Below are 18553 nucleotides of genomic sequence, written 5' to 3' on the forward strand. Positions count from 1 at the left end.
TTGGCCCAACCTCCGTCATCCTCGCGTAGGCGAGGATCCATACAGCCGCACCATCGGGCGTTTCGCGCGGCCGAAAACCCGGCTGCATGGATCCCGGGTCTCCGCCCGGGATGACGGCGAGGGTGGGGTGAGGACGGAGCAAGGCAACGCCGTCGACCGCCCCTCGACGAGAGCGGAATGACCGGCGACCCTACCGTCCAAACGACCGAATTCTCGCCAGGCTCAGCTGTGCCAGGGCGATGCCGCCAATGATCAGCGCGTAGCCGGCGCCATGATACCAGCGTGGCTGTTCGCCCAGAAAGAGGATGGCGATGATCGAGCCGAATACCGGCAGCAGGTGGAAGAACGGGCCGGAGCGGTTGGGGCCAATCAGCGCGACGCCGCGGTTGAAGAACATGTAGGCGACGACGGACGGGATCACGACGACATAGGCTAGCACGGCGAAGGTCAGCGGCGTCGCGTGCATGACCTTGCCGCTGGCGGCTTCCCAGACCCAGAAGGGCAGGACCATCGCCGCGCCGGCCGGAATGGTGAAGCCCAGCATCGACAGGTAGTGGATGCGCGGCCCCTTCTTCAGGAGCGCCGAATAGAAGCCGTAGCAGCTGATCGCCACCAGCATGATGATGTCGCCGACGTTCAGCGTCATGTGAAGCAGCACGGCCGGATCGCCCCGGCAGATGATCAGGATGACACCGCAGAGCGACAGGCAGACACCGGTGATCTGGGCTGCCGTCATGCGGTCGCGGAAGAGAATCAACGACCAGATGCCGATTACCAGCGGCGCGATCGACTGCATCAGCAAGCCGTTCAACGCCTCGGTATATTGCAGTCCGTAATAGGCGAGCGTGTTGTAGGCGCCGATGCCGGATGCCGCCAGCAGCAGCATGACGGCGAGGCTGCCGCGAATGGCCGGCCAGTCGCGCCTCAGATGCGGCCAGGCGAAGGGCAGGATGATCAGCGACGCGCCGGCCCAGCGCACCTGCGCCAAGGCGACCGGCGGGATCGTCCCGGCGACATAGCGGCCGAGCACGATGTTGATCGCCCAGAACAGGAAGGTCAGCGCGAGCAGGAGATAGGGCCGGTTGAACAGCCAGGCAAAGGCCCGCGATAGCAATGACATGAATGGGTCCCGGTCAGCAGAACGTCTGGATAGCCCTGTCGGGCCGTCGCTGCCAAGCGGGATCTGCCGGCCGTGTAGGGGAAGATCCGCCCGATCCGGCGTTTGCGAACTGGGCGGTTGGTGGATATGTCCTTTCGCAATCGAAGATGGAGGAGGCGGCTCGATGGCAGTTCCGGCCAGCAAGGATGGGCTTCTGGAGGCGATCCACAGCAGCTATGCGAAGCTGATGAAGGATCTCGCGACCGTGCCGGAAGATCGGACCGGAGAACAAACGCTCGAAGGCCATGCGCGGGATACGCAGATGAGCGTGCATGACCTCGTCGCCTATCTGACGGGATGGAACGAGCTGGTGCTGAAGTGGCACGCGGGGCGGGAGGCGGGTGCTGCCGTCGATTTTCCCGAGACCGGCTACAAATGGAATCAGCTCGGGCAACTCGCGCAGAAATTCTATGACGATTATGCGGACGTGCCGTTTCCACGGCTGCTGGAGCGTTTCGCGGCGGCCAAGGATCGTCTCGTCGATCGGATCGAGCGCTACGACGATGCCGCCCTGTATGGCGCGCCCTGGTATGAGAGCTACACCATGGGCCGGATGATCCAGTTCAACACATCCTCGCCCTATGCCAATGCGCGCGGCCGATTGCGCAAATGGAAGAAGGAAAACGGCATCGCCTGACCGTTTGGCCGCTGTTTTCACGCAATCCACGCAATTGTGGCGCGGCGATACCACAATCTCGCGTTATGCGGCAGGAACCTGCGCCGGCTGATTCATGGCTGGCGGCAGATCATCCTGCAGGGGAAGCCATCCGGCCATGAAGATCCTCGCCCTCACGCTCGCGGCCCTGGCCGCTTCCGGCGCCCACGCCTTCGCCGCAGACCTGCCCTTGAGCAGCCGCATCACCAGCGTCACCGTGCATCCGCAGGGTGCCGCCGTGCTGCGCGAGGCGGCGTTCTCGGTGCCGCCGGGTGTTAGCGTCCTGGTGGCGGATGACTTGCCGGCCGACATGGTCGCCGACAGCCTGCGCGTCGATGGGCTCGCGGTCGGCGGCGTCACGATTCGCTCGGTCGAGACGCGGCCGGGCAAGGTCGATCCCGAGGCCGATCCGATCCGGCAGGCGATCGCCGCCGAGATCGAGACTTTGCGCGACAAGATCGGCTCCCTCGACGACCGGTTGGCGGCGCTGGATCTCCGCGTCAAGTTCATCGACCAGCTGGCGGAGAGCGTGCCGCAGGGATTGGCGAAGGGTATCGCCGAGGGCAAGTCGATCGGCGACTGGGTCCAGACCGCGGAAGGGCTCGGGCTCGAGCGCGAGAAGATCGACCAGCAGCGTAGCGCGACCCGCATCGAGCGGCGCGGCGTCGAGAAGCGGATCGACGAGCGCCAAAGGGCGTTGGACGCGCTGCCGCCGGTGCTGCCCAAGCTGATGGCGCGAATCGAACTGATGGCCAATCAGGCGGCGACCGGCAATCTGAGCCTCGGCTACCGTACGTATTCTGCCGGTTGGAGCCCGGCCTATGACATTTCGCTGGCGCTGGGCGAGGCGGCGGATGAGCCGAAGATGGAGCTTATCCGCCGGGCCGAGCTGCACCAGGAGACGGGCGAGGACTGGGCGGGCGTGGCGCTGTCCCTCTCCACCACCCGGCCCGCCGAAGGCACGCAGGCGCCCGATCTCTCTGAAAGCGTGGTTCGTTTCGCGCCCCGCTTCGCCCAGGACGAGGCGAGCGAATCGATGCAGCTGGCGCGACCGGCGCCTGCTCCGACCGCGCGCTACAAGATGGAGGCGGAGGTCGGTGGCGGCGCGGATGCCGTCGTCCAGTCCGAAGCAGTCGCCGATTTTGGCGATTTTCGCGCCGAATACCGCATTGCCGAGCCCGTATCCGTCGCTTCGGGCGAGGGCAGCCGTTCGGTACGGATCGCGAGCGAGGCGGTTGCGCCTGCTATCGAGGTGCGGGCCGTACCGGCTGTCAGCGACTCGGCCTTCCTCACCGCGCGCTTCAAGAACAAGTCCGGCGCGCCCTATGTCGGCGGCAATGCGGTGCTCTATCGCGACGGCGCCTTTGCCGGAACGGTGCCGCTGGCCTTCACCGCTCCGGAAGCCGAGCTGACGCTTGGCTTCGGCATCGATGACAAGGTCGGCGTCACCCGCACGACGCTGGACCGCAAGACCGGCGAGCGCGGGCTGATCTCGTCGGAGAAGACCGACGAACTGCGCTACAGGATCAAGGTCGAGAACCGGCACGCGCGGCCGATCTCCATCGTGGTCCTTGACCAGTTGCCCGTTCCCGAGGCGAAGACCATCACCGTTCAGTCTCTGGCAGAGGCGACGCCGCCGACCGAGAGCGCCGTCGACGGCAAGCGCGGCGTGGTCGCGTGGCGTTATGATTATGCCGCCGGCGAAACAAAAGAGATCATTCATGCGTTCGCAATCCGCTGGCCGGCCGATCAGGACGTATTCTGGGAGAATTGAGGGGCTGACATGCTCTGCCGGGGGTCGCGCCGGCGGTATGGAGTCTATATAGTCCGCGCGCTTCGTCCTGGCAGTTCGCCGGGCCGAAGCCTATCGCTCGCCGCGTATCGCGGCATAAGCTGTGGCTGGACGTCGAAAAGGGAAGTTCTCAATGGCGAATGTAGTCGTCGTCGGATCGCAATGGGGCGACGAAGGCAAGGGCAAGATTGTCGATTGGCTTTCGGAGCGCGCTGACATCGTCGTGCGCTTCCAGGGTGGACATAATGCCGGCCATACGCTCGTCATCGACGGCGTCTCCTACAAGCTCAGCCTGCTGCCGTCCGGCGTCGTGCGTCCGGGCAAGATGGGCGTTATCGGCAACGGCGTGGTTGTCGATCCGCATGCGCTGATCGCCGAGATCGGTCGTCTTGCTGCGCAGGGTGTCGCGGTCTCGCCCGACAATCTCCGCATCGCCGAGAACGCCGCGCTGATCCTGTCGCTGCACCGCGACCTCGACGCTTTCCGCGAGAACAGCAATACCGGCACGCGCATCGGCACCACCAAGCGTGGTATCGGCCCTGCCTATGAAGACAAGGTTGGTCGTCGCGCCATCCGCGTGATGGATCTTGCCGACCTGCCGGCTCTGCGTGAAAAGATCGAGCGGCTGCTGGCGCACCACAATGCGCTGCGCCGTGGCCTCGGCCAGGAAGAAATCCTGGCCGAGACGCTTTACGAAGAGCTCGCATCGGTCGCCGACAAGGTGCTGCCGTTCATGGATTCGGTCTGGCAGCTGCTCGACCGCGAGCGTCGCGCCGGCAAGCGCATCCTGTTCGAAGGCGCCCAGGGCGCTTTGCTCGACATCGACCACGGCACCTATCCGTTCGTCACCTCGTCCAACACCGTCGCCGGCCAGGCCTCGACCGGTTCAGGCGTCGGCCCGGGCGCGGTCGGCTATGTACTCGGCATCACCAAGGCCTATACGACGCGCGTCGGCGAAGGTCCGTTCCCGACCGAGCAGACCGGCGAAGTCGGCGATTTCCTCGGCACGCGCGGCCATGAATTTGGCACGGTAACGGGGCGCAAGCGTCGTTGCGGCTGGTTCGACGCCGTGCTGGTTCGCCAGACGATCCGCACCTCCGGCATCACCGGAATCGCGCTGACGAAGCTTGATGTTCTCGACGGCCTTGAAGAAATCAAGATTTGCGTTGGATATAAGCTGGATGGTCGTGAGATCGACTATCTTCCGGCTTCCCAGGCCGCGCAGGCCCGGGTCGAACCGATCTACGAGACGCTGGAAGGTTGGAAGGATACGACCGCCGGTGCCCGTAGCTGGAACGATTTGCCGGCGCAGGCCGTAAAGTATGTTCGCCACGTCGAGGAATTGATCGGTGCGCCCGTTGCGCTCCTGTCGACCAGCCCGGAACGTGACGATACAATTCTGGTTCAGGATCCGTTTCAGGACTGAGGGTGTCGATCACAGGCGCCGGTTCGGACGTGTCAGTTAGTAGAATGAGACGATGACCGACTATTACGCGGTATTGAAAAAGGCGGTTTCCGGGTTCGAGAGCGAATCCGGAGATGCGCGTCGTTCAGTTTACGACAAGGCGCGCACGGCGCTGATCGGACAGCTGAAATCCATCGACCCACCACTGACGACCTCCGAGATTTCTCGCCAGCGCTTGGAATTGGAAGAGGCGATCCGCAAGGTTGAACGCGAGGCTAGCGCCGCGCGTCCGGCCCCTGCGCGCGTCAGCGCCGCGGCGGCCGTCGCCGAGGCGCTCGCCGTGCCGGAAGAACCGGCCGAGCCGGAATACGTCGACGAACCGGAAGACGATCTGGAAGAGGAAGTGGCTGTGCCCACGCCGCCGCCGGCTCCGCCGGTTGCCGCGGCCCGGCCGCGTCCGGCCGCCGCAGCACCGGTGCCGCCGCCGGCGCCGATCCCCGCGCCTCCGCCGATACCCGAGCCGGTGGACGATATCCTCGACAGCTACGACGACCACGCAGACGACGAGCCCGGGCGAGAGCCTGATTGGCACGAGCCGGAACCGCGCCAGGCGCCGCCCGTGCAGCCGCAGTGGCCGCAGGTATCGCCGACCAAGCCGACCGCTTATGATCGCGCCGCCCCGCAAGGCCGTCGCGAGCCGCCGATGATGCCGGCGACCCCGGTAGACGAACCGCGTTTCGAGGCGGATTCGGATAGCGATGACGTTCGTCACTTCGGCGCCGATGCCGATTGGGCGCCCGAGCCGTTGCGCGCGACGCCCATGAGCGGCGATGTGTTTGACGAGCCGCGCGAACGCCGTCCGACGCGCCGCGAGCGTAATGGCGATGCAGAGCGGCCTGCAGCAGCGTATGTGGAGCGGGCCAAGCCGTCTCGCCTGCCGACCCTGATCCTTCTGTCCCTGATCTGTCTGATGCTGGCTGGCATCGCGGCGTTGGCCTGGACCCAGCGCAGCGTCGTCAAGGACGTGATCGGCGATATCATTTCCTCGAATGACGGCGGCGCCAAGCCGACGTTGAGCGAGGATCCGATTCCGACCGCGCAGGCTCCCAGCAAGAATGCCGACCGCCTGGGCGGCGCGCCGGAAGAAGCGGCCAAGACCGTGCGCACGGTCGATGCCGAACCTGCCGCCGATGGCGAAGAAGCCGATCCGCTTGCCGGTGTGATGGCGCCGGAAGGGACGCGCTCGGTTGCCGCCGCACCTGAACCGGCCCCCACCACCGATGCGGAGGCTCCCGCAGCGTCGCCGTCTGCTCCGGCGGCCGCCGGAAGCGCCGATGAATCGCTTGTGGCCCAGAAGGCTATTCTCTACGAACAGCCGACCGATGGCAGCCAGAACGTCAAGGTGGTCAATGCCAACGTGACGTGGAAGTTCGTCGCAAACTCGCCGAACGGCCCCGAAATCCAGGCCAATCTGGAGGCCCCGGAAAAGGGCCTGAAGGCGACGTTGACCATCCGCAAGAACAACGACTCGGCGCTGCCGGCGAGCCATCTCGTCGAAATCGTCGTCGACACGCCTGCCAACTTCGCAGGCGGTGGCGTCAAGTCGGTTCCGGCGCTGGTGATGAAGCCGACGGAAGAATCGCGCGGCCAGCCGCTCGATGGCGCCGCGGCCAAGGTCGCCGACGGCTTCTTCTGGATCGCGTTCTCGAACGATGCAGGCCCGCAGGCCCAGAACGTCGCGCTGATGCGCGAGCGCAACTGGATCGACCTGCCGCTGGTCTACAACAATGACCAGCGTGCGATCCTGACCTTCGAGAAGGGGACGCCGGGTCAGCGCGTCTTCGACAAGGCCATGACTGCCTGGGGTAGCCAGTAGCAATCATCGTTTCATGGAAGCGCCGAACGCTGCCGGCGTCTTCGACGCCGTCAGGCCTTGAACGAATACATGCGGAAGAGGTCCGACGGCGCGGCGTAGACTTCCAATACGCTACCATAGCCGCTGCTATCCCCGAGAGCGCGCCAACTGGCGTCCGTCTCGGGGAAGTCCGCCGCGTGAACATGGTCCCGCATCGTGTTCCACTCCAGATCGTCGTAGGCTGACCACGTCGATCGCTGGCGGTCCCAGCGTTTCAGCCAGCCGTCGCGATCTTCTCCATCCGGCATCGTGTTTTCGTAGATCAGGAGCCGTCCGCCCGGCGCCAGAAGTCGACGGATCGTGCCCATGAACGCGCCCTTTTCCGCCGTGCGCAGGTGATGCAGGGAAAGTCCGATCCATACGATATCGACAGGCGCCGATCGGGCTGAGATCGAAGATACGAAATCGCCTTCCTCGAACGATGCCGGACAGGCGAGACGCCCGCACGCATCCCGCGCAAGCGCCAGAGCGGCTGCCGAGAAATCGAGGCCGTGATAGTGCGCGACCTGCGTCCCGACCAAGGCGCTGGCACTCGCGCTCGCATCGCCGCAGGCGATATCCAGGAAATCGAATGGGCGTGCGACGTCGCTCAAGAGGATCTCGTGCAGGCGCGCATAGGCCTCACGATGGAAGAGGAAGTTGTTGTCGACCATCTTGCGGTAGATCTTCCATTGGTCCTGGAAGAGCGCCTGCGTGGAGGAGGCGGCATTCATGTCAGTTTCATGCATGGCCTTTCCCCATTTCGAGAAGACACTTCTGAGACCGACTGTCGCCTTATCCTAGCAGATTTGGCTCCGGCGTTCACGTTGCCGCCTGAGCCGGCTTGTCGCTCCTCTTGCGTCCTCAGCCGTCCTCGGTCATGTTCCTTTCATTCCGAGGGGTGTTCGCGGACGCGAGCTGAGATGGCCTAGGGCCGAACCCTTCGAACCTGATCCGGGTCATGCCGGCGAAGGGACGGGAAGCTGGTTCACGACGTTTGCTCGTTCCCATTGCTATAGCGCATGGCCTCGTCCGTATTCCGGAGGAGCGGCTTCGCCATGGTGGCAAGGGCTGAGTTTGAGACAGAGGGCGAGCAGCGCGGCTGGATGGGCGGCGTCTTGCGCGGCGTCGTCGTCGCCGTGGCACTCGTGGCGATCTGGCAGGCTGTCATCCTCGTCTTCGCGCCGCCACCCTTCATGCTGCCGCCGCCGGCCCGCGTTTGGCGCGCCCTCGTCGAGCGGCCGGATCTCTGGCGCCGCGACGCCGTCACCACGCTGATCGAGACGATCTCCGGCCTGATCACGGGCTCGCTGGCCGGCATTCTCCTGGCGTTGATCATGACCTTCGTGCCGGCGATCCGCCGCATCCTGATGCCGCTGCTGATCGTGACCCAGGCCTTTCCGGTCTTCGCCATTGCGCCGCTGTTGGTGCTCTGGTTCGGCTTCGGCATCGGCTCGAAGATCGTGATGGCGACCATCGCCATCTTCTTCCCCGTCGCCTCCGCCTTCCATGACGGGCTGACCCGCACCGAGGCAGGGCTGATCGACCTGAGCCGCCTCTACCGGGCGAAGCGCTGGCAGGAAATTCTCTATTTTCGCGTTCCGGATGCGCTGCCGGCACTGGCGTCCGGTCTGCGCGTGGCGGCCGTCTACGCGCCGGTTGGCGCGCTGATCGGCGAGTGGGTCGGCGCGTCGTCCGGGCTTGGCTACGCCATGCTGATGGCGAACGGCCGGGCACAGACCGACGTCGTTTTCGCCGCGCTCGCGATCCTCGCCGCCATGGCCGTGCTGGTGCGCGCCGCCGTCGAGATTCTTACGCGCCGCATCGCTCCCTGGGCGCCCGAAACACTCCGCTAACTCACGACACTGCAAAGGAAATATGCATGAAACCCTTCATCCGGCTCGCGGCGCTCGGTCTTGCGATGTCCCTGGCGATCGGCCCGGTCCAGGCTGCGGACAAGCTGACGGTGCTGCTCGACTGGTTCTACAATCCCGACCATGCGCCGCTGGTGATCGCCAAGGAGGGCGGTTTCTTCGAGAAGCATGGCCTCGATGTCGAGATGATCGCGCCGGCCGATGCCAGTGCGCCGCCGCGCCTGGTCGCAGCCGGCCAGGCCGACATCGCCGTCACCTACCAGCCGGATCTCATGCTGCAGGTGAAGGAGGGGTTGCCGCTCACCCGCATCGGCACGCTGATCGAGACACCGCTCAACGCGCTGATCGCGCTGAAGGACGGGCCGATCAAGACGCTCGCGGATCTGAAGGGCAAGAAGATCGGCTATTCGGTCGCAAGCCTGCAGAACGCCTATATCGGCACCATCCTGCAATCGGTCGGCCTCACCGAAAAGGACGTTGAAATGGTCAACGTCAATTTCAACCTGTCGACCTCGCTGATGTCAGGGCAGGTCGATGCCGTCATAGATGGCTATCGCAATGTCGAGCTGATCCAGCTCGGCATCGAGGGCAAGCCGGGCATCGCCTTCTTCCTGGAGGAACACGGGGTGCCGGCCTATGACGAACTGATCTATGTGACGCGCAACGAACTGCGCGAGGATCCGCGCATGGTTCGCTTCCTTGCCGCCGTCGAGGAGGCGACGATCTTTCTGACCAACCATCCGGACGAAGCGCTGGCGATGTTCCTGAAGTCGCACAAGGATCTCGACGACAAGCTGAACCGGGAGTCGTTCTTCGCGACGCTGCCGCGTTTTGCCAAGCGTCCGGCCGCTCTCGATATCGGCCGCTATGAGCGGTTCGGGGAATTCATGAAGACCAAGGGTTTGCTCGAGACAATCCCGCCAATCGACAGCTACGCCATCGCGCCGCGCTAAGTCAGGAAAGTGAGGCCCTCACCCAACCCTCTCCCGCCAACGGGCGAGGGCTTTTGGGCGGCGGCGCTCGGGGGGCTCCCTCTCCCGTTCACGGGAGAGGGCTGGGGTGAGGGGCTTTCCAGCCTCTATTCCTCCGGCAAGCCGGCCAATCGCAGGCCTTCCATGTATCGCTCTAGCGGCGCGCCCGTCAGGTTCTGGATGGCGGCGCCAAGGCTGGCGACCGTCAGCCCTGGCGTCTCCGCCAGAAGCCGGCGCACGGCGCTGCGGGCCAGTGACGTCTGCCCTGAAAGGGCGGCCGAGGTTGCCAGCAGGCGATAAGCCCAGACCATGCCCGGGCGTCCGTGCAGGGCTTGGGCGGCCCAATGCGCCGCCTCGGCATAGTGGCCAAGCAGGAAGTGACAGGTGGCGAGGCCCGCGAACGCGTTGAAATGGATCGGATCTTCCGGACTCAGCGCGATCGCCTTTTCAAAGCTCTCCATCCCCAGTTCGGGGCTGCCCGAATAGGCCTGTGCATAACCAAGCCGGGTCCAGGCCCAGGCAAAGGTGGTGTCGAGCGCGATCGCCCGCTCGATGAAGAGCAGAGCGCGCGACTGGTCGGCATGCAGGATCGAGTATGTCGCGCCGATCGCCGTGAAGACGAGCGGGTCGGGCTCCGCCTGCTCGGCCGCTAGTTCGGCGAGGGCCAGGGCATCGGCCCGGTCACGTACCGGATCCTCTGACCAGAGATAGCTGATCTGCTGGCTCAGGCACCACGCTTTCAGGCTGAGCGCGGCGCCGGAGCGCGGGTCGGAGGCGAGCGCTTTCTCCAAAAGCCCCAGCGCAAGCGCATTGTCCTCGCGCCGATGGGCCCAGAAGTGCGGCATGGCGCGCAGGACCAGGTCGTGCGTCTTCAGCGTCTCGGCCGCCTTGCGGCGGGCGCGCTCGATTTCCGCGGTGCGGATGGCAGGCCGGAGTGCCCCGGCGACCAAGGTCGCCACATCGTCCTGCAGCGTCAGCGTGTCGTGCACTGTGCCGTCCTTGCGACCTGACCAGAGATGGGCACCCGTGTCGGCATCGACCAGCTGGGCGGTGACGCGCAGCACGTCGCCAGCCTGCCGAACGCTGCCCTCGATCACATAGCGCACGCCGAGATCGCGCCCGAGCGATCGCACGTCGGTCGGCTTGCCCTTGTAGGTGAAGGCGGAGTTGCGGGCGATGACGCGGATATCGCGGATGCGCGACAGGGTCGCCGTCATCTCCTCGACGACGCCATCCGCAAAGGCTTCATGGTCGCGGCGCGGCGACATGTCGTCAAAGGGCAGGACGACCGTGAGGGGGCGCAGTTCCGGCAGCTCCGCGCGCGGCAGGTCCGGCACCGCCAACGATCCCGGCGTCAGCATCTGGCTCGGCGTCGGCACGCGCGGCGGCAGGGATCGGCCCTCCGGCATCCAGAACCACGCATCGACGGGGTAGGGGACACTGCGCAAGGTGAGAAATCCCGCCGGCTTGAAGGCGGCCGCCGGTTCGCCGAGCAGCTGCCAGCGCACGGAATGGGTGATGGCGATGCCACCGGGCGGCGCTGCCGTCTGTAGCCGCATGGCAAAGCCGATCGCCGCGCCAAATCGATCATCGTCGGTGAGGATGATATCGGCCAGGACGATTGCCGCGCGGACTTCGATCGGCGGTTTATCCCGCGAGGCGTTGCGGGCGGCCATGCCGTTCTGGAACGCCATCGTCCATTCGACGGCGTCAAGCACGCTGGCAAACTCGATCAGACCGCCATCGCCCATCGTCTTGATGATGTGCGCGCCAAAACGCGAGATCGTCGGACGCACCAGATTGCGATAGATGGCGCGTACGTCGCGGATCGCGCCAAGCTCGTCCCGCTGGATCAGCTCGGAATAGCCAACCACATCCAGCGCAGCAATGACGGTCAAACGACGACGCGGGCGCGCCATGGCGACACCTCGACCTTTGTTTACGAGCCATGAAATCCCAACCCATAGCTTACGCTAGGGGAGGTCATCCAAGCCGCATACAGCATCGCCGGGATTTTCGCAACGGTTTCGTTTTGTCGCCAAGACGAACGTTCATCGCGTGGAGGTGAAAAAGTGGCGTGAGTCGACAGGCGCCCGCTGGACTCAGGCGTCTGTCGCTTCGAGTTCGTCGTCGCCATGATTGCGCTCGAGGTCCCGAGCGCCGCGCTTGACGGCCTTTTGTACCTTTTCGAAAGCGCGCACCTCGATCTGGCGGACACGTTCGCGGCTGACGCCGAACTCGCCGGAGAGCTCCTCGAGCGTCATCGGGTCTTCCGCAAGGCGGCGTGCCTCGAAGATGCGGCGTTCGCGTTCGTTCAGGACGCTCATCGCATCGCGCAGGAGCTGGCGACGATTGTCGGCCTCTTCCTGATTGGCGAGGATGGTTTCCTGGTTGTCGCTGTCGTCGACCAGCCAGTCCTGCCATTCGCCGCCTTCGACATCGGCGCGAAGCGGTGCGTTCAGCGATGCATCGCCGCCGAGGCGACGGTTCATCGAGATGACGTCCTCGGTGGTCACGCCCAGCTTGGTCGCGATCTGCTCGACCTGGTGCGGCTTGAGATCGCCTTCCTCCAGCGCCTGGATCTGGCTCTTCATCTTGCGCAGATTGAAGAACAGGCGCTTCTGGTTGGCGGTCGTGCCCATCTTGACCAGGCTCCACGACCGCAGGATGTACTCCTGGATCGAGGCCTTGATCCACCACATCGCATAGGTCGCGAGGCGGAAGCCCTTTTCGGGCTCGAACCGCTTCACGGCCTGCATCAGCCCGACATTGCCTTCGGAAATCACTTCGCCGATCGGCAGGCCGTAGCCGCGATAGCCCATGGCGATCTTGGCGACGAGACGCAAATGGCTCGTCACAAGGCGGTGAGCCGCGCTGCGGTCGTCATGCTCCTTGTATGCCTTGGCCAGCATATATTCTTCATCCGGCGCGAGCATGGGAAAGCGGCGGATGTCGTCGAGATAGCGTGAAAGTCCAGCCTCGCCGGACGCGATGACAGGAAGACTTGCTCTGGCAGCCATATGTGCCCCCTCCATTCTTGCCGGCATTGCCCGAAGGCCAATGCCGGTCGCGGCCATGTTGGCCCGCATGGGGATATATAGGCACGAAAGACAAGTTTAACAGGACCGATCGGTCCTGCCCGATCACAGTCCGGTGAAAGACTCGATCAGATTGGCCAGATCCTGCGGCGGTTCGCTCTCGAAATGCATCGTTTCGCCCGTGGTCGGATGTTCGAAGCCGAGCAGCCATGCATGCAGCGCCTGGCGCTGGAAGGCGGCGATCGCCGAGCGCGCCGGTTCTGGGATCAGGCTCAGCTTGGTGAGGAAGCCCTTGCCATATTCCTGGTCGCCGATCAGCGGATGCGACAGCGCCGCCATATGCACGCGGATCTGGTGCGTGCGGCCGGTCTCCAGACGGAGATCGATCAGGCTGGCGATCGGGTTCGTCTTGTCGCCGAAACGTTCCTGCACGGTGTAGTGCGTGATCGCTTCCTTGCCGCCCGTCTTCAGGATGGCCATCTTCAACCGGCTGGTCGGCGACCGGCCGATCGGCGCGTCGACGAGCCCGTAGGGTAGCGACGGTACGCCCCAGACGATGGCGCGATAGCCGCGCTCGAGCGGGCCGGTGCGGCCATGGTCGGCGAACTGGTTGGCGAGGCGCTTGTGGGCGCGGTCGTTCTTGGCGACCACCATCAGGCCGGTCGTGTCCTTGTCGAGCCGGTGCACGATGCCCGGCCGGCGGACGCCGCCAATGCCGGAAAGGCTGTCGCCGCAATGGGCGATCAACGCGTTGACCAGCGTGCCCGACCAGTTGCCGGCGGCCGGATGCACGACGAGACCGGCCTGCTTGTCGATGACGAGCAGGTCGCTGTCCTCATAGACGACGTTGAGCGGGATCGGCTCGCCTTCGGGCTCCGGCGCGATGGCCGGCGGCACGGCGACGCGGATGACGTCGCCCGCGTTGACCGACTTTTTGGCCTCGACTATGGTCACGCCGCCGATAGAAACGTGGCCGGCCTCGATCAAGGCCTTGAGGCGGCTGCGGGAAAGTTCGGCGATCGTGGCAGCCAGATAGGCATCGAGGCGACGGCCTGCCACGTCCGGTTCGACCACGAGGTCGACGATTTCCTCGCCGTCATCCGGAAACTGATCCATGATAAGCCCTACTTCCTCTCCGGTTTCAAACCCGCCTGTCCCGCCCCACGGACAGGAGACACCACTCGATCCTGCGGTCGAACGCGTCCGGCAAAAGCTGAAACGGCTGATTGTTGTGTCGAGCTTGACGGTGCTTCTTGGCTTCGTCGCCGTGCTCTTTGCCGTCATCTATCGGATCGGGCCGGGCGGAAGCAAGTCCGGTCTTGTCGCATCCTCGGCCGAGACCCGAATCGAGCAGGCAATTCCGGCCGGCGGTCGCGTCGTTTCCTCGTCGCTGAACGGCGATCAGCTGGCCCTGACGCTTGACGTTGGCGGTGTCACACGCGTGATAATCCTCAACATCAATTCCGGTAAGCTGCTGCGCACTATCACGCTCGGCACGACGCCTTAGTCGGATCGACCGTTTTCCGCGCTTTTCCTTCGTGTGACAAAGTTCTGCACAGGGAGTTTCAAAGAACCTTGGCAAGATGACTTGCCAAGGTTCCGATCAGCCGGTATATCGCCGTCATCCGCAGCAAACGGATATGCGCCCTTCGTCTAGCGGTCAGGACGTCGCCCTCTCACGGCGAAAGCAGGGGTTCGATTCCCCTAGGGCGCACCAAAAATTTGCAACCCCCTCCGAAACTGAATTTTTGTCCCTGACCGATCGCTGATCGCGATGTGCGTCTCGTTTTTTCGCTTTGTCAGCGAGCGATCGCCTTTCCGGCGACATAGGCACCGAGCCCGGCCACGAGATGGTCGAAGGCGAGCCGCATCCGCCGCACCGTGCGCAAATCCTCGTGCATCGCCACCCAGCAATCGAGGGGATAGGCGAAATCGCGCGGCACCAGCCGGACCAGATCCGGATTCAGCGCGGCCAGCGGACTTTGACAGACACCGACGCCAAGCCCGGCGCGGATGGCGGCCAGTTGCGCCGTGTCGCTGTCGGTGCGGATCGAAAACATCTCGCGCGTCAGCGGCAGCCCGAGTTTCTGCATCGCGCGGACGGCGGCCGTTTCCCGGTCGAAGCCGATCAGTGCGTGGCCTGCCATCTCGGCCAAGGTTTCCGGCGTGCCTCGCCTTTCGAGATAGCGCCGGTGCGCGTGCAGCCCCAGTTCGACTGCGCCGATGCGACGCGCCAGCAGGGCCGTCTGCGTCGGGCGGATCATCCGGACCGCGATATCCGCTTCCCGCCCCAGCAGGTCTTCGTTGCGGTTTGAAACGACCAGTTCGATCGCGATGCGGGGATGCTTCTCCTGGAAGCCGGCCAGTAGCGGCGGCAGGATTTCGACGCCGACGATCTCGCTGGCGGTCAGTCGGACCGTACCTCGATCCTCCTCGGCCTCGCCGGAGGCCGCGCGCACCAGCGCTTCGGCCGCCGCAGCCATGGTTGCCGCATGCGGTCGAAGCTCCAGGGCTGCCTCGGTTGGCGTCAGCCCGGCGCGGGAGCGGGTGAACAGCACCACGCCGAGCGATTGCTCCAGTTCGTCTATGTGGCGACCGATCGTGGGCTGGGTCAGGCGCAGGCTGCGCGTCGCGCCCGACAGGCTGCCGTCGCCAAGTACGGCGAGGAAGGAGCGAAAATGATCCCAGGATGGCGTCATCATACAAAAATGCATGACGACCATTCGAAGTTCAACAATTTAAAGCGAACCAAGATTGGACGATCTTTCCGTCATCAGCATGGCAAGGAGCCGGATCATGACGCAGGAAAAGATCGCATTGGTGGTTGGGGCTACGGGCGGTGTCGGCGGTGCGGTGGCGCGCGTGCTGGTCGGGCGCGGCTGGACCGTGCGTGGATTGAACCGCGATCCGGCCGTCGCAGCGACGAAGGCCGGCGGGGAGGGCATCGAATGGGTCAAGGGCGACGCCATGAACGCAGGCGACGTCGTTGCGGCGGCGCAGGGCGCCTCGATCATCTTCCATGGTGCCAACCCGCCCGGCTATCGCAACTGGAAAGGGCTTGCGCTACCGATGCTGGAGAGCACGATTGCTGCGGCGAAGGCGGTTGGCGCGCGTATCGTGTTCCCCGGCACTGTCTATAATTTCGGGCCCGACGTGCTTCCTTTGATCGATGAAGGTTCGCCGCAGAAGCCAACCACCCGCAAAGGAAAAATCCGGGTCGCCATGGAGGATCGGCTGCGCGAGACGGCGGCAGCCGGCACGCCGGTGCTGATCGTTCGCGCCGGCGACTTCTTCGGACCGCATGCCGGCAACAACTGGTTTGCCTCCGGCATCGCCGCAGCCGGTGCGCCGGTGAAGGTCATCCGCTACCCCGGCAAGCGCGATATCGGCCATGATTGGGCCTATCTGCCGGACCTGGCCGAAACGATGGTGCAACTGATCGAGCGCGCTGACGAATTGGCGCCGTTCGAGGTGTTCCATTTCCGCGGCCACTATTTCGAGCGCGGCGTCGATATCTCGAGGGGCGTCGCGGCGGCGATCGGCCGGCCGGAAATGAAGATCCGCGCTTTCCCGTGGTTCGCCGTCTATCTCGGCTCGCCGTTCGTCGAGATGTTCAAGGAACTGATCGAGATGCGCTATCTCTGGATGGAGCGGCTCGAACTCGACAATCGCAAGCTGGTGTCGTTCCTGGGCAAGGAACCGCACACGCCCTTGTCCGAAGCCCTGCGGACGACTCTCATCGGCATGGGGGCGATGCAGCGGGCCTGAGGCGTTTCAGAGGCTGCCGGCGTGCTGAAGGGCGCGGATACGGTCGGCCAGACCCGTCGGCGCCGCGTCTTCTTCTTCCGGCGGAGGTGGGGGCAACAGGGTGACAAGGCTCGGCCCCTCGTGCCGTTCCTGCGCCATGCGCGCCACGGCGGCGCCAAATTCGATCAGCTTGCCGCGCAGCAATGCCGTTTCTTCGGCGCTTGCCGTTCCCGCGTGCTGCTTGAGGGTGTCGATCTTGGTCTCGAGGGTGTGGTTCACGCCTTCCAGCACGGTAATCCGCTGTTCCAGGTCGCTTTTTTCGTCGCGCAGCGCCAGCCCACCCATCACGGCCGCTTCGGCGTCGACGAGGCGGAGGGATAGATCCTGAATCTTGGCATGGGCCTCCGAGAGGTCGGCCTCGCGAAGCTTCAGTTCGGCGATCGCGGCGCGCATGGTCGCCCCGCTCTCCGTCTCGCGCTCGCTCTGTTCCTCGATGCGGCGCCGCTCGATCGCCAGATTGGCCTTGAGCGTCGACATCTCGCTCTCGAAGCCGGCGCTCGCGACCTCATCCACGGTCGTCGTCATCTTCACGGCAGCCAGGGCGTCGCGCAGATTGTCGAGCTCGGTGTCGCGGGCGATGATCTCCAGCCGCTGTGTCTCGCGCTCGGCCGTCAGATCGCGCAGCGTCTCTTCGGCAACGGCCAGCTTCTGACGGATCTTGTCGAGGCGCTTTTCGTTGGTGGCGCGGTCGGTCGCGGCGGTGGCGGAGGCCAGTTCGGCCGCGGCTACCCGCGCTTCCAACTCGACGCGACGGGTTTCCAGCGCGACGATATCATCGGCGGAAAGCGTTCCCTGCGCGGTCAGATGGGTGATGACTTCGCGCTTGCGGTTGATGTCGATCCACTGCTCGGTCACCTGCGCCTTGAGGCGCTCGATCGTCTGGTCGTGGCTACGCGTGGAGAGCGCAAAGCTGGCGCGGATCTGGTCCTTTTCCGCCTGGATCTCGGCCCGCGTCATCGGCAGGGTCTGCTCGATATGGCGACGGGTAAGGCGGAGCGCCCGGCGCCAGATCGGGGGACCCACAACCAGAGCAAAGATTCCCGCCGACAAAAAGCCGAGTGCGAAATACATCAGAGCTGCAATCAACGGACCGTCTCCGGATGTCGGCTGCGCCTGGGGACATCCGGCCAGCTTGCCAGCGCCCGCCCGCGCGCATGCTTCCTAATGACATCGTCCGAAGCCGAGAGTCCAGCCACAAGCGTGTGTCGAAGGGTGACCACTATCGGTTCCTGCGACCGTGTTGCACCGCTGCCTTGCGGCTCCCGCCTATAGATCAGAAGGGGTTCCAGGTCTGGCGGTCGGTGAACTTCAGGTAGCCGACATTGAGACCGAGACGCGCGCCGAGGCCGGAGACGATCGGGACGATGAAGACGTCATCGCGTGAAAGCACCGTCATGCCGATGCCGCCGACCAGGAATGCCGAGCCGTTGACGCCGCCAAAGCGCGAATAGATCGCGTTGATGGAGGGCAGATTGTAGACCAGCATCATGACGCGCGAGCCTTCGCCGCCAATGTCCCATCCCAGCGACGGGCCCTGGAAGAAGACCTGATGCTGGCCGGCATTCTTGGTGTAGAGCGTGCCATTGCCATAGCGCAGGCCGGCGAACAGCGCGCCCGAACCCTGCTCGCCGAGGACATAGCCATTCGGCTGGCCGTATTTCGATACAGCGTGCTCGACGACGGAGGCCAAGCCGCCGGAAACCTCGCCGAAGAACTTGTGGCCGGTATTGACGAGCTCGTCCGAGGAATATTGCTGCGGGCTCTGCGCGAAAGCGGGCTGAAGGGCGAAGAGGGGCGCGGCCAGCGCGATCAGCGCGAGAAGGAAGGAAAGGCGCAGGCTGCGGGTCATGTCGGTCGGCTCTCCTTGGCGCGGCTTCTGTCATGGCACGGAACCGATCCCGATGGGCGGAAACCGGCGTTAGGCGCGCGAATCACTCCATATGAGTGTAATTCAAAAA

At 64.7% G+C, this 18553-nt stretch carries 16 protein-coding genes, 1 tRNA gene and 1 riboswitch; of the genes, 9 read left to right on the plus strand and 8 right to left on the minus strand.

From position 1 onward, the window contains the following. Positions 1-190: 190 nt before the first annotated feature. Entirely contained in the window at positions 191-1120 is a 930-nt protein-coding gene (locus tag OSH12_RS17970; protein WP_266344966.1) for a DMT family transporter, read from the minus strand. A 163-nt stretch (positions 1121-1283) separates the two neighbouring features. Between OSH12_RS17970 and OSH12_RS17975 the strand changes: the two genes are divergently transcribed. The 4 genes from OSH12_RS17975 (at position 1284) to OSH12_RS17990 (ending at position 6887) form a co-directional block, all read left to right on the plus strand. Beyond that, positions 1284-1796, plus strand: a complete 513-nt coding sequence (locus OSH12_RS17975; RefSeq protein ID WP_266344967.1) for a ClbS/DfsB family four-helix bundle protein — start codon at positions 1284-1286, stop codon at positions 1794-1796. Positions 1797-1932: 136 nt separating this feature from the next. Continuing rightward, positions 1933-3588: a mucoidy inhibitor MuiA family protein gene (locus tag OSH12_RS17980; protein ID WP_266344968.1), complete on the plus strand. Its 1656-nt coding sequence runs from the start codon at positions 1933-1935 to the stop codon at positions 3586-3588. A gap of 151 nt (positions 3589-3739) precedes the next feature. Next, complete coding sequence (locus OSH12_RS17985) at positions 3740-5032, plus strand: adenylosuccinate synthase (protein WP_266344970.1); 1293 nt, start codon at positions 3740-3742, stop codon at positions 5030-5032. Between the two features lie 52 nt (positions 5033-5084). Then, complete coding sequence (locus tag OSH12_RS17990; RefSeq protein WP_266344971.1) at positions 5085-6887, plus strand: hypothetical protein; 1803 nt, start codon at positions 5085-5087, stop codon at positions 6885-6887. 50 nt (positions 6888-6937) lie between these two features. Here the strand turns inward: OSH12_RS17990 and OSH12_RS17995 are convergent, their stop codons facing one another. After that, the gene (locus OSH12_RS17995; RefSeq protein ID WP_266344972.1) at positions 6938-7654 is read right to left on the minus strand and encodes a class I SAM-dependent methyltransferase; all 717 of its coding nucleotides are present in this window, start codon (positions 7652-7654) and stop codon (positions 6938-6940) included. Positions 7655-7792: 138 nt separating this feature from the next. Then, positions 7793-7898, plus strand: a riboswitch (TPP riboswitch). A 65-nt stretch (positions 7899-7963) separates the two neighbouring features. Between OSH12_RS17995 and OSH12_RS18000 the strand changes: the two genes are divergently transcribed. After that, positions 7964-8761, plus strand: a complete 798-nt coding sequence (locus tag OSH12_RS18000) for an ABC transporter permease (RefSeq protein ID WP_266344973.1) — start codon at positions 7964-7966, stop codon at positions 8759-8761. Between the two features lie 26 nt (positions 8762-8787). Further along, entirely contained in the window at positions 8788-9732 is a 945-nt protein-coding gene (locus OSH12_RS18005) for an ABC transporter substrate-binding protein (protein WP_266344974.1), read from the plus strand. Positions 9733-9857: 125 nt separating this feature from the next. Here the strand turns inward: OSH12_RS18005 and OSH12_RS18010 are convergent, their stop codons facing one another. The 3 genes from OSH12_RS18010 to OSH12_RS18020 all read right to left on the minus strand — a co-directional run bounded on the left by OSH12_RS18010 (position 9858) and on the right by OSH12_RS18020 (position 13907). Then, entirely contained in the window at positions 9858-11669 is a 1812-nt protein-coding gene (locus OSH12_RS18010; RefSeq protein WP_266344975.1) for an adenylate/guanylate cyclase domain-containing protein, read from the minus strand. A 183-nt stretch (positions 11670-11852) separates the two neighbouring features. Further along, complete coding sequence (gene rpoH, locus OSH12_RS18015) at positions 11853-12770, minus strand: RNA polymerase sigma factor RpoH (protein ID WP_266344976.1); 918 nt, start codon at positions 12768-12770, stop codon at positions 11853-11855. A gap of 123 nt (positions 12771-12893) precedes the next feature. After that, positions 12894-13907, minus strand: coding sequence for an RluA family pseudouridine synthase (locus tag OSH12_RS18020; protein ID WP_380223035.1), 1014 nt, complete (start codon positions 13905-13907; stop codon positions 12894-12896). Between the two features lie 112 nt (positions 13908-14019). On the opposite strand from OSH12_RS18020, the gene OSH12_RS18025 reads away from it, so the two are divergent. Both OSH12_RS18025 and OSH12_RS18030 read left to right on the plus strand, forming a co-directional pair. Further along, positions 14020-14295 carry a hypothetical protein gene (locus OSH12_RS18025; RefSeq protein ID WP_266344978.1) on the plus strand — a complete coding sequence of 92 codons (276 nt, stop codon included), beginning with the start codon at positions 14020-14022 and terminating at the stop codon, positions 14293-14295. A gap of 135 nt (positions 14296-14430) precedes the next feature. Beyond that, positions 14431-14505 (plus strand) — tRNA-Glu (locus OSH12_RS18030). A gap of 82 nt (positions 14506-14587) precedes the next feature. Here the strand turns inward: OSH12_RS18030 and OSH12_RS18035 are convergent. After that, complete coding sequence (locus tag OSH12_RS18035; protein ID WP_266344979.1) at positions 14588-15490, minus strand: LysR family transcriptional regulator; 903 nt, start codon at positions 15488-15490, stop codon at positions 14588-14590. Between the two features lie 94 nt (positions 15491-15584). Here OSH12_RS18035 and OSH12_RS18040 point away from each other — a divergent pair, with 94 nt between their 5' ends. Next, a complete protein-coding gene (locus tag OSH12_RS18040; protein WP_266344980.1) occupies positions 15585-16556 on the plus strand; it encodes an NAD-dependent epimerase/dehydratase family protein in 972 nt (323 codons plus the stop codon). A gap of 6 nt (positions 16557-16562) precedes the next feature. On the opposite strand, the gene OSH12_RS18045 is transcribed toward OSH12_RS18040, so the two are convergent. Both OSH12_RS18045 and OSH12_RS18050 read right to left on the minus strand, forming a co-directional pair. After that, positions 16563-17681, minus strand: coding sequence for a coiled-coil domain-containing protein (locus tag OSH12_RS18045; RefSeq protein ID WP_266344981.1), 1119 nt, complete (start codon positions 17679-17681; stop codon positions 16563-16565). Between the two features lie 187 nt (positions 17682-17868). Then, on the minus strand, positions 17869-18444 hold the full coding sequence (locus tag OSH12_RS18050) for a DUF1134 domain-containing protein (RefSeq protein ID WP_266344982.1): 576 nt from the start codon (positions 18442-18444) through the stop codon (positions 17869-17871). Positions 18445-18553: the final 109 nt, after the last annotated feature.

Origin of the sequence: Kaistia terrae, assembly GCF_026344005.1 — a bacterium.
GTDB classification, from domain to species: Bacteria; Pseudomonadota; Alphaproteobacteria; order Rhizobiales; family Kaistiaceae; genus Kaistia; species Kaistia terrae.